Consider the following 11,857-nt stretch of genomic DNA (forward strand, 5'->3'; position numbering starts at 1 on the left):
TGCGGCCTGATGCGTGCCGCTGGCGGGGATGGTGATGCGCTGACCGGGGCCACATCTCCAACCGAGAGCTCGAGGCTCGGAGAAGGTTTCTGGTTCGCCCGACCCGGATCATGTCGATCAGTTGCCCATCCGCTTCATGACTTCCTCACAACTCGTTTGCGCGATGCCGTCGTCGCCAGATCAAGTGCCGATCAGCCTCGGGCCGCTGTAGTCTTCGCTGCGCGTCAGCATCGCCCAGATCCCTCGCGTCATCTTGTTCGCCAGATCGGGCCGTTCGCAGTGACGACGCGGAACTCGGCATGGCAGCCCATCGAGGCGCCCGGAAAGGCAATCACATCGTCGCCCCGCTTGTAGGAGTACACCTCACGGCCTACGCCCTCGACAGTGCCGGCAAGTTCCGTTCCTAGGATCGGCTGACGCGGGCGGGTGAGCCCGAAGAGAAGCCGACCGACCAGACCGAGGCCTCGCGGCAGATTCAGTGAGCGCACCCGCATATCGCCGGAGGACACCGTGGTGGCGTGGATTCTGATGAGAACCTCGTCCACTCCGGCCACCGGCTTCGGCGGTTCTTCCATGGACAGAACCTCCGGACCGCCGTAGCGCCGGCAAATCCATGCCTTCATCATCTCGGGTGGACTGGTGGCCATGTTCTGGACTCCAAGGGCGTGGTCATCCGACCCTAGCTTCATTCGGGATGAAGCGGGACGCTATCCGCCTGTCAGCGGGTTCAAGCGCCGTTCGCCTGGCGTCACGAGCTACCAGCCATCGCAAGCGTCAGGGCGGGCGTGTCCGGGCGGCGTTGGAGGAGCTCTAGGACCGCCGTCTCCGCCGGGTTCCCCGACACTTCGTCGGTCCAGACCCGGAAAAGTTTCAAGTCGTAGCGGCCGAAGGAAGTAATCATCGCGCCATCGGCGGCGTCGCGGCCCCGGACCATCAGGATCCGGCCGATCCGCGGCGTGTTGTAGCGCGCATCGAAGGTGTACCAGCGGCCCTCCAGGTACGCCTCGAACCAGGCGCAGAAGTCGCCGGGCCCGGACGGTGGGACGCCGATATCGCCGAGGTAGCCGCTGGCGTAGCGCGCCGGGATGTTCATCGCCCGGCAGAGCGCGACGGAGAGGTGGGCGAAGTCGCGGCAGACGCCGGTGGCTTCCAGCAGCGCGTCGGCCGCGGTCTTCGTGGAGCGCCCGAACTTGTAGCCGAAGGTGATGTGGTTGTGGACGAAGTTGCAGATCCCCTGCACCCGCTCCCAGCCGGCAGGCGTGGTCCCGAACAGCGCCCAGGCCTGCTCGGAGAGCGCATCCGACTCGCAATAGCGGCTCGCGGTGATGAAGGGCAGCGTGTCGTGCGGCAGCTGCGATACCTCGTGCTGCCGTGCGTTCCAGTTGAAGACATCGGGGGCTCCGTCGACCTCCGCCACGTTGTCGGACCAGATTCGCAGCCCTCCGGGGGGAGAGATCAGCCGGGCGCGCCGGTTTCCGAACGGATCGAGGAAGTCCTCGATCGGCACCTCCGGCTCCGTCCGGATCCGGTCAGGACCGATGACACGGCCGCCGAACGAGGAGTGGGGCGACAGCGCGAGGATCAGCGGCAGCTGCACGCTGTTCTCGATCATGATCTCGAATCCGAAACGAATGAACAAGTGGCTTCCTCGCAAGACCTGTCCGTGAAATAGTGCACACCACGGCAGAGTGCTCCCCGCGCTGCCAGATTGGAACGGATTTCCTTGCAGACCCGACCCGCCCGATGACCACGTTTCGCGTGTGGCATCGCACGAGCTACTCCTACGACAGACCGGTGGAATTCGGGCTGAACCAGCTCATGGTGCGACCACGAGACGGGCACGACATGCGGCTCCTCGCCTCGAACCTCGCCGTCACGCCTAATGCGGAGGTGCGCTGGGCGTTCGACACTTTCGGCAATTCGATCGCACTGCTGTCGTTCGCGGAGGCGGCGGACGAACTTGTCATCGAGAGCGAGCTGACCCTACGCCGCTATGGCTACGACGATCCGGTCCCCCGGCTCGCGCGGCACACCGGTCCGTATCCCTTTGCCTACGAAGCGGAGGATGGCGTCGACCTGGCGCCGATGCTGACGCTGCAGCACCCCGGGGACTGCACGGCAGTCGAGAAGTGGATGGCCGCCTCTGTTCCGGTGCCGCCAATCGAGACCATCGGTCTTCTCGACGAGCTTTGCCGCGCAATCCACAGCGGCTTCGACTATGGCCGCCGCGAGGTCCGCGGCGTCCAGTCGCCGGCCGAGACGATCAAGCTCGGACGCGGGACCTGCCGAGATTTCGCCCTGCTCTTCATGGAGGCGGCCCGCGGGCTCGGCTTTGCGGCGCGCTTCGTGACCGGCTATCTCTACGACCCCGCCAGCGCCGGGAAAGCGGAAGCCATCCTGAGCGGCGGCGGCGCGACCCACGCCTGGGCGGATATATTCGTTCCAGGGGCCGGCTGGGTCGAGTTCGACCCGACGAACCGCATCGTCGCCGGCCGAAACCTGATCCGCGTCGCCACGACCCGAACGCCCTCGCAGGCTCTTCCCCTCAGCGGCACCTTCAACGGCCCCGGCGCGACTTGTCTCGGCATGGACGTCCGTGTCTCGGTCGAGGGGCTCGAATGACCGGCAGTACGAAGGTGACCTTACGAGGGCCTGCTCCGACTTCATCCTGCGTCAGCTGTTGACCTGTGGGCGGTCATCAGCCGGTCCCGCCACGCCAGGCGAGTCCTAGGAACTGCTGGCGAGCCAATCGGTCGTGGTCGCGTTCCTGCCTGGCAAGAGGCTCAGCCGCAGCACCGGTCCGCACGACCAGATGCAGGGCTGACCTCTTGTCTGGCCGTGCGCCGCGCAGCGTCAGGGCTCCGTTTCCTCCTCCTGGAAGTTCGCCCATTCGAGGAAGAGACTGTAACCGACCGCCAGGAGCACCGGTCCGACGAAGATTCCGATGAATCCGAAGGCGAGGATGCCGCCGATGAAGCCGAACAGGCCCAGCACGACCGGCAGGTTGTTGGACTGGGCGAGGAGATACGGCCTCAGCAGGTTGTCGATGGTGCTGACGAGCAGCGCGCCCCAGACCGCGACGAAGATGCCCCACCAGAAATCGCCCTGGACGACGAGCCAGACGGCCACCCCGCCCCACACGAGGGGCGGTCCTGCCGGCAGAAACGACAGGATGAATGTGAAGAAACCGAAGAGGAGGGCCTGCTCGACCCCGGCCATCCAGAAGCCCAGGGCGGCGAGCAGCCCCTGGGCAAGCGCGGTTCCGATCAGGCCGAAGATCACGCCCTTGATGGTCGAGCCGATGAGCTTCAGCAGGCGCCGGGCCCGGTGCCCAGCGACCCGTTCGCTACTCTCGCGAACATAGGCGGCGATCTGGCGGCCGTTCAGGTATAAGAAGAACGCGATGAACACGCTGAGGCCGAGCTCCAGAAGCCCGACGCCGATGAAGGCGCCGCTGGCCAGCGCGACGTCCGCCGCCGGTCCGGTGAAGCGTCCCAGCGCCGCCAGAAAGGCGGGCGCGTTCAGCGCGAGGCTCTGCCAGTAGCTCGAGACGCTCTCGCCGATGATCGGGATTTCGCCGATCCAGGCGGGCGGCGCCGGCGGGCCCTCTTCGACGACTCGGCCGAGTGCCCCGATGAGGTCCCCCACGCTTTCGGCCAGGGCCGCCACGAGGAGGGCGAACGGTGCCACGATGACCAGCGCCACCGTCACGGTCATCAGGGCGGCCGACAGACCTCTCCGGCCGCCGAGCGCCCGCTCGTACCCGCGGTAGACCGGCCAGGTGGACCAGCACAGGACCGCGGCCCACATGATCGCCGTCAGGAACGGCCAGATCACCACGAGGCAGCCGACCGCCAGCGCGAGGAGCGCACCAAGTCCAAGCAGCTTCTCGTGCTGTGTCGCTACAGGCATGGGGTTGTGTCCTGGCGTGCTGGCCGCGCTTACCGAGATGTCATTCGAGAAATCTAGCACAGTGGCGCATCCGGGACGTCGCCTTGCACATTGGCCCGAGATCGACGCCGATGATGGTAGCCTCTCCCATGGATGCCCTCTCCTTTTAGGTTGTGCCTCCACACCGCAAGATGTCCGGCGCACCACGACCGACGGCGGCGAACGCGATGCGCCCTTAGCCATGACCGCGGTTCGACACCGAGTCGGAGGGTGACCCGCCGGCCCGTGGTCCGATCGCGGATGATCCGTAGGCCCGCTCCTTCACGGACGCCGCCGTCAACAAGCTCGGCACCAGTTCAGGCCAGGAAGCTTCTGAGCCCGCCCAAGGCCCGTCCCGGATACCTCCGTCCTGCGTAGACGCGCTTTCCCTACCGATTGCCGCCAGAAGGAGCCGTCGCATGGAACCTATCAAAGGCGGGCACATTGGTGCAGTGCAGCATCCATGATGCACACGCAGCATCCCGCGTCGGGGAGACCGGAGGGGGCCGCGACGAAGCTGCTTTGTCCAAGACATCAACGAATTCACGTCGTGCAAGGCCGTATCACGCAAGCAAATCTTGCGCGAACGGTCGGTCACGCACCGCCTCAAAAGGACCGATAATGACCACCATTCGTCAACTGATCCACTCGAGCCCGAAGAAGGCGAACGAACTCTTCGCGAAGCTCGTCGACACCTCCGACGGCGCGGTCAAGACGCGCGACCGGCTGTTTTCCGAGCTGAAGGACGAGCTCGAGCTTCATGCCGCGCTGGAGGAGCAGCATCTCTTTCCGGTGCTGAAGAAGCACAAGGAAAGTAAGGATCTCGCCACCGAGGCGATGAAAGACAACCGGCAGACGCGCAAGCTCCTGACCGAGCTCGAGAGCACCCCGAAAGACAGCGAAGAGTTCGGTACCAAGGTGGCCGAGCTCAAGAAGGCATTCCAGCAGCACGTCCGCGACGAAAAGAAGGAACTCCTGCCCGCCGTCATGAAGGCGTTAAGCGACGAGGAGGCCAGCACCGTCGTCGAGAACATCGAGGACGAGAAGGCGCAAGTTGAGGCGTCGCAGCGTGCCGAGGCCGACGAGCGTCGCGCCGAGGCAAAGCGTGAGCGTGAGGACGCCAAAGCCAAGCGTGAACGGGAGCAAGCCAAAGCCAAGCGCGAACGCGAGCAGGCCGAGGCGGCGGACGCTGCGAAGAGCAAGGCGAAGTCCGACGCCGATCAGAAGGACACCGTCGCGGCTGAGACCGAGGCCAACAGCGTCGCGCGGAAGAGCGATGAGGAGAACGAGCAGAGCAAAGTGGCGCGCCGGCCCGAGGCCGAGCGCGAGATGGCAGGAGCAGAAGGCCAGGCCATGGACATGCTGGAGGCCGGCGCCAAGGTGGCGCAGCAAGGCGCCAAGGTGACGCGGATGGCCACGAGGGCCGGCGCCGAGGGTGCCAGCGAGATGAGCAAGGCCATTCGGGCCACGACCGGCTCCGAGGAGACGCAGGAGGCCGGACGCGAGACGTACGCGGCCTCGACGATGATGGCGCTGCTCAACCAGCAGGCGGAGCACGCGATGCAGGCCGCGATAGCGATGGGGCGCGCCAGGACGGTAGCAGAGGTCGCCAAGGCGCAAGGCGACTTCATCGGCGGCAGCTTTCAGCGAATGGGGCAGTTCAACAGCCGCTACGTCGCCTTCGTCCGCGGCGAGATGCCCTTCATGTCCTTTCCTTCTTCCCGTCGCTGAAAGCCGAGATGGTCTTGGCGTCCGAGAAGGAAACATCGTGCCAAAGCGATCCAGATTGGCGCCGGATGCCGTCTCCTCTCCCGATAACCGGGTCATCCCGATCGTCGAAGAGCAGGCAGTCATCCTCAAGCGCGAGACGCTGACCGAGGGCGTGCGCGTCCGGACGGTGGTGCGCGAGCAAGAGGCAGTGATCGAAGAGCCGATCGCCATCGAGACCATCGAGGTCGAGCGCGTGCCGCTCGACCGATGGGGTCGAGGGTCCGGTTCCGGTGCGGCAGGAGGGAGATACCACGATCGTCACGCTCCTCGAGGAGGTCGTGGTGACTGAGAAGCGCCTCCGCGCAGTCGCCTCCTCTCACATCAGAGAGCGCGACGGCAGGCTCCAGCAATCGGCGAATGACAGGTCGAAGGCTGCCGTAGCCGAGCGGGTCTAGCCGAGGAGTCCTGAGCGCGCTGAGCCGTTGCTCCTACAGCCGTGTAAGGCACGACGAGTTTGTTGGATCGCCGATATTCGCGGACATCCTGTAATATCTCCTGGCTGCTGCGCTTGCAGGTTTGTTCGGGTGTGGATCTGAAGCCGACTTCTCCCTGGTGTCCGCGGACCTTCTGCAGCATCGAAAGCCGGCCGATGCCGAACGTCAACGTGCAGCAGCTCGTCTCCCTCGCTCTTATCGATCGAGGGCTGACCTTCGAGGCAGCGCACGACTTCGACCGGATGAACGACCCCGCGGTGCAGGACATCCGCCGCCGCATCGAACTCGTCTACAGCCCGGAGCTGACCGAGGCGCGGCCGGCACGGCAGGCCAGCCGACGTCGAGCACCCGGTCCCCTTCACGCACCGGGAGCTTGGGGAAAACCGCTTCGCTGTGATGCGTCAGGCCATCGACGAGGATGTGGCGGAACCGGATGAACTTGGGCGCAAGTACCTCATTCCAGAACCGCACGAATTCAGTGTCATCATGCGGCGGGCGTACAGGTGTAGCGGGGGGTTTATTGTGTATGGGCATGCGTGGCTCCTTCGCGCAAATATCTTGAGTATAATGGATAGTCCGGGTGGCTCGCCCGATGCTTGAACGTTTCGTAACAGTTCTGTGGGGCTTTCATGCTCCGGTGGCGAACGCCTTCCTCAGGAGGCAGCAATGAGCGTATGGACGTCCCCCAGCCAAAGCGCCAACGCCGGAAGCCTGGTCGATGGTTCATATGCTACTCTCGCGCCCATCCACGCCGGATTGGACTGTCATCAAACCCTCGACGTTGGTCCGGAGCACAGGATGGTGAGCTCCTACTTCGAGATTCAAAAGGTTCCTGACCGGCCGGAGGCAGACCGCCTCTCATTGAATGGTCGCGCCTGTGGCGGCCTCAATCGGTCGTGGACAGCACTGTGCCCATGGAGTTTCGTAATGTTCTTCCACGGCTGGCTTGACCTGCTCCGGATCTTGGTGGTCGGCACGCTCGCGTATGTGGGGCTCGTGGCCTTCCTGCGCGTATCCGGCAAGCGGACGCGATCCTCGTGCATCGGGGTGAGTTTCTTGACGGCGCTCTTGCGCGGGAGCGGGTCACACGGGATGAGGCCAGAGCGGCAATCCGCTCTGCCGGCCATGCCGTGACCCACCTCCTGGGCCGCCCGGCCGTGCTGCGGCTGACACCCGGCAACGTCGCGACGTCACCATGGCCGCGGACCTGCTGGACGCCGCGGGACCGATCCGCTGCCTTTTCGCCGACAAGGGGTTATGACGCCAATGGGCTACGAAAGCGTCTGAAACCCGAAGGCGCGACCGCCGTGATACCCGGCGGGTCGCATCGCAAGGCGGCCATCCGATATAATGAAACCAGATACCGAGGACGCTGGCGCATCGAGGCCGCTTTCTGCAGGCTGAAGGACTTCCGCCGCGTCGCCACCCGCTACGACAAGCTCGCTCGCAACTTCCTCTCCGCCGTCGCCCTCGCAACCCTCATCGCATTCTGGGTCTGATTGAGTCTCGACCCGAGCGAAAACATCAGGCCTGGTTGCCGGTCGGGGACGGCCGTGCAAGGTTGTGGGACGGAGCCTTCAGCGCATTTCCGCTAGGCAGCGGTTGATGTTGCGGAGGACCTCTCGGTCAGATCCAGCGGAAGGTTCCGGGTCCTGCGACTATGGTGGATGAACCGCAAGGAAGTGCCAATCGCTCCGGGCGCAGAGGCAGCGACATGTCCCTCCGGCCGAGTGGGAGTGACCGGCGACTAAGCGCTATCGGCGGTGCTACGCCCGCAGTCGCCGCCGTTCCGGTCGTCGGCATCGGCGCGTCGGCAGGCGGCATCGAGGCGCTGAGCAGCTTCTTCGACGCAATGCCGGCTGATAGCGGCTGTGCTTTCGTGGTCGTGCTGCACCTCGATCCGAAGCGCGAAAGCGAACTGGCCCGTATCCTGAGCGCCCACACGACGATGTCGGTTGTTCAGGTCGGGGACGGTATGCGGCTCGCGGCGAACCACGTCTATGTGATCGCTCCCGATTCAGATCTGAAGGTGAGTGACGGCGGGCTGCACGTGTCAATGCCGACCGAGCCTCACGGTCATCGCCACCCCGTCGATGTGCTATTCTCTTCGCTCGCCGCGGATCAGCACGAGCGGGCGATCGCCATCGTGCTCTCCGGAATGGGGAACAACGGCACAGAGGGGTTGAGGGATATCCGGGCGGAGGGTGGCATGAGCCTGGTGCAGTCGCCCGAGACCGCGAAATTCGACGGCATGCCGAGGAGCGCGATTTCGGCGGACATGGCCGATCACGTCCTTGCTCCCGAAATGATGCCAGAGACCTTACTTGCCTTCTTAGGCCACGGTTACGTCGCAACCCCGGCCGACATGGACGCCACCTCACCGGGCGGCCAAGCGACGCTCGGCCATGTAATGGAACTCTTGCGGGTCCGGAGTGGACACGATTTTCGCAGCTACAAGCACTCGACGCTGACGCGGCGCGTTCACCGTCGTCTCGGTCTCAGGAATATCGAAACACTGGACAAATATATCGACGAACTGCGAACCAGCTCCGACGAAGTCACCGCGCTTGTCGGCGACCTGTTGATCAGCGTCACCGGCTTCTTCCGCGACGCGGACGCATGGAGGGCTCTTGGCGAACTGGTGATCGCGCCAATGATCGCAGAGCGCGAGACGGGTACTTCGATCCGCGTGTGGACGCCGGCGTGCTCCACGGGCGAGGAAGCCTATTCCCTTGCCATGCTGGTGACGGAGCACGCCGAGGCGGCGGGCAAACGCTTTGACCTTAAAGTTTTCGCGACTGATGTCCAAGAGAGTAATCTGCGCAGGGCGCGTGATGGCATCTACTTGGCCGCAGCCATGGCCGACTTTCCTCCGTCGCGCCTAGAGCGCTTCTTCGAAAAGCGCGAAGGCTCGTATCAGGTCAGCAAGGCGTTGCGCGACTTGGTGGTCTTCGCACCGCAGAACCTGTTGCGCGATCCGCCGTTCTCGCGGATGGATCTCGTGTCGTGCCGGAATTTTCTCATCTATTTGGAACCGGACGCGCAGCAGAAAATCATAGCACTTTGTCATTTTGCATTGCGACAGGGTGGTCACCTTTTTCTGGGCAACGCCGAAACGATCGGGCGACACAACGATCTGTTTGAAACGGTCTCGAAGAAGTGGCGCATATACCGCCGGTTGGGCCCAACCCGGCATGACCTCATCGAGTATCCCCCGTCGCGCGTCCACTCAGAGTTGCGCACGATTGAAAGTCCTTCGCCATTGGCCCCCGATCCGAGCGGTTCGGCTGCCGAAATGGCCCGGCACGCATTGCTGCAGCGCTACGCCCCGGCATCGGTTCTGATCGACCAGAATGGCCGCGTCCTTTACTTCCACGGCACAACCAGGGACTACTTAGAAAACCCGCCGGGCGAGCCGACCAGGGACTTGCTGACCATGGCCCGGGCCGGACTGGCCGCTGGACTGCGGGCTGCAATACGCGAAGCGTCCAGAGAAAATAGAAGCGTGACGGTCCACGCCCGCATCCGGGAGAGAAAGACCGGCCGCTCGGTGGCAATGACGGTCATGCCGCTGCCCTCGGCACCGCCGGGTACCTTGCTTCTGGTGAGCTTCGTGCCGGCGGTGCCACAGCCCCATTCAAGCTCCGTGCCCACGCGTGAAGACGCAGGCGACGCCTCGTCTAGCGAACGCGCCCTTCAGGAGGAACTGCGGGCCACCCGCGCTGAACTGCAGAGCACCATAGAATATCAGGAAACCACTAATGAGGAACTGAAGGCAGCGAATGAGGAAGTCACCTCGATGAACGAGGAGCTTCAGTCAATTAATGAGGAGCTCGAAACCTCAAGAGAGGAGTTACAATCGTTCAACGAAGAGCTGAATACCGTCAACAGCCAGCTTCAGCACAAGATCAGTGAGCTAGAAGCCACGACCAACGATCTCAATAATCTGCTGACCGGTTCGGAGGTGGCGACACTGTTCCTTGATGAGAATTTTTGCATCAGATGGTTTGCTCCCGCGACGCAAGACCTTTTCGATTTCGTCGCGTCCGATATCGGGCGACCGATTGCGCATTTGGCTAGAAAATTTGCCGACGAGAACCTGTTGTCGGACGTGGAAACGGTGCTGAAGAAGCTGTCTGTCATCGAGGCGGAGGTTCCAAGCGATGCGGGCCGCTGGTATGTCCGACGCGTGCTGCCCTATCGCACGCAGGACAACCGCATTGCGGGCGTCGTCGTTACGTTCATCGACATTACGGAGCGAAAACGTGCCGCTGATGCGATCAATGATGCACGCGTCTATTCCGAAACCATTGTGCGGACGGTTCAGCATCCATTGCTTGTTCTGGACAAAAATTTGCGTGTTCAAACCGCCAACAAGGCTTTCCGTACACTGTTTGCTGTTGCAGAGGATGAGCCTAAGGGGCGTTTGATATTCGAGCTTGGAACCGGCGAGTGGAATAACCCGCCGCTTCGCGGGCTTCTGGATAAAGTTCTTTCGGAGAACGAGGAGATCCACGATTTTGAGGTTGAACAGGAGTTCCAAGGGGCCGGGCGACGGTCAATGCTGCTCACTGCCTGCAAGTTGCCGCAAGAAGGAGGCCTCGACGGCCTGATTCTTATTGTGGTCGAGGACGTCACCGAGCGTAAGCGTTTCGATGAACATCGGGAGGTCTTGGTCGGCGAACTCAATCACCGCATCAAGAATGTGATGGCGACGGTGCAGGCCATTGCGTCGCAGACGCTAAGCAGCGCCACGTCGTTGGAGGAAGCGCGTGCAACGTTCGGGTCGCGTCTGGTGGCGCTTGGCAAGTCGCACGACCTGCTGACCCGTGAGAACTGGGCCGGCGCGGATTTGCGGAACATTGTGTCCGATACACTTGAACCTCATTCCGGACGATCGAACCGCTTCCGAATCGACGGTCCACCCCTATGGCTGGCGCCGAGCGCCGCGCTCTCGATCGCAATGGCGTTGCACGAACTGGCTACAAACGCCGCGAAATATGGCGCGCTTACAACGGATGACGGAAAAATCGGTCTTAGCTGGCAGCTTGTCGGTGACGGCAACGATCGACGACTCTCCTTGAAGTGGACGGAGGTCGGTGGCCCACCCGTCATGCCGCCTACACGCAAGGGGTTCGGCTCACGGATGGTCCAGCGGGTGCTGGCGGCGGAACTGGGAGGAAAGGTGAGCGTTGCATATGAACCCTCCGGTGTAGTTTGCACGATCGATGCTCCAATGCCTGAAGGTCAAGGAAGGACCGAAGTAGGTTGACCGGAGAGACAGCGAAACGGGTTCTGATCGTCGAGGACGAAGTCCTGCTTCTGCTGCATCTGGAGGACCTGCTAACCGCGCTCGGGCATGAGGTCGTCTGTCAAGCCACGCGAATCGACTTGGCACTGGAGCTTGCGCGCGATAGTGACATCGATTTCGCGGTGCTAGACATCAACGTGGCCGGGAGGAAATCCTTTCCTGTCGCCGACCTCTTGGGCCGGCGCGGTATTCCCTTTGTCTTTGCGACGGGATACGGGGTTGAGGGTATAATAGAAAGATACCGTGATTTTCCGGCACTGCGAAAGCCGTATTCGGCTAAAGATCTGGAACAGACCATCGCCCAGTGTTTTCGCGAACGGCCCCTATGACTCAAACAGCCAGGCTTGTGCGGGGAGAGGGGCGGGGCCAAGGCAGGCCCGGCGAGACGTCTCCGGGGTAAGAGTCCGTTCTT

At 63.2% G+C, this 11,857-nt stretch carries 10 protein-coding genes; 7 read left to right on the forward strand and 3 right to left on the reverse strand.

Features of this window, described 5'->3' with window-relative positions:
• Window positions 1–248: 248 nt before the first annotated feature.
• Window positions 249–647: an alcohol dehydrogenase catalytic domain-containing protein gene (locus tag ACUN0C_RS19690; RefSeq protein WP_445468116.1), complete on the reverse strand. Its 399-nt coding sequence runs from the start codon at window positions 645–647 to the stop codon at window positions 249–251.
• 101 nt (window positions 648–748) lie between these two features.
• Window positions 749–1,639 (reverse strand): transglutaminase-like domain-containing protein, encoded by an 891-nt coding sequence (locus tag ACUN0C_RS19695; protein ID WP_445468117.1) that lies wholly within the window; start codon window positions 1,637–1,639, stop codon window positions 749–751.
• A gap of 104 nt (window positions 1,640–1,743) precedes the next feature.
• On the opposite strand from ACUN0C_RS19695, the gene ACUN0C_RS19700 reads away from it, so the two are divergent.
• Window positions 1,744–2,622, forward strand: coding sequence for a transglutaminase family protein (locus tag ACUN0C_RS19700; RefSeq protein ID WP_445468118.1), 879 nt, complete (start codon window positions 1,744–1,746; stop codon window positions 2,620–2,622).
• Window positions 2,623–2,853: 231 nt separating this feature from the next.
• Here ACUN0C_RS19700 and ACUN0C_RS19705 read toward each other — a convergent pair whose 3' ends face one another.
• The gene (locus ACUN0C_RS19705; RefSeq protein WP_445468119.1) at window positions 2,854–3,912 is read right to left on the reverse strand and encodes an AI-2E family transporter; all 1,059 of its coding nucleotides are present in this window, start codon (window positions 3,910–3,912) and stop codon (window positions 2,854–2,856) included.
• Between the two features lie 639 nt (window positions 3,913–4,551).
• Between ACUN0C_RS19705 and ACUN0C_RS19710 the strand changes: the two genes are divergently transcribed.
• From ACUN0C_RS19710 to ACUN0C_RS19735, 6 genes are all read left to right on the forward strand, one after another.
• Window positions 4,552–5,661: a hemerythrin domain-containing protein gene (locus ACUN0C_RS19710; protein ID WP_445468120.1), complete on the forward strand. Its 1,110-nt coding sequence runs from the start codon at window positions 4,552–4,554 to the stop codon at window positions 5,659–5,661.
• Window positions 5,662–5,716: 55 nt separating this feature from the next.
• The gene (locus tag ACUN0C_RS19715) at window positions 5,717–5,989 is read left to right on the forward strand and encodes a DUF2382 domain-containing protein (RefSeq protein ID WP_445468121.1); all 273 of its coding nucleotides are present in this window, start codon (window positions 5,717–5,719) and stop codon (window positions 5,987–5,989) included.
• Between the two features lie 300 nt (window positions 5,990–6,289).
• A complete protein-coding gene (locus tag ACUN0C_RS19720) occupies window positions 6,290–6,571 on the forward strand; it encodes a hypothetical protein (protein WP_445468122.1) in 282 nt (93 codons plus the stop codon).
• Between the two features lie 693 nt (window positions 6,572–7,264).
• Window positions 7,265–7,633 (forward strand): transposase, encoded by a 369-nt coding sequence (locus ACUN0C_RS19725; protein WP_445468125.1) that lies wholly within the window; start codon window positions 7,265–7,267, stop codon window positions 7,631–7,633.
• A 161-nt stretch (window positions 7,634–7,794) separates the two neighbouring features.
• The gene (locus tag ACUN0C_RS19730; protein ID WP_445468123.1) at window positions 7,795–11,406 is read left to right on the forward strand and encodes a chemotaxis protein CheB; all 3,612 of its coding nucleotides are present in this window, start codon (window positions 7,795–7,797) and stop codon (window positions 11,404–11,406) included.
• On the forward strand, window positions 11,403–11,774 hold the full coding sequence (locus ACUN0C_RS19735) for a response regulator (RefSeq protein ID WP_445468124.1): 372 nt from the start codon (window positions 11,403–11,405) through the stop codon (window positions 11,772–11,774). The genes ACUN0C_RS19730 and ACUN0C_RS19735 overlap by 4 nt, the downstream gene beginning before the upstream one ends.
• The last annotated feature ends 83 nt before the right edge of the window (window positions 11,775–11,857 follow it).

The sequence above is a fragment of the Faunimonas sp. B44 genome (assembly GCF_052655945.1).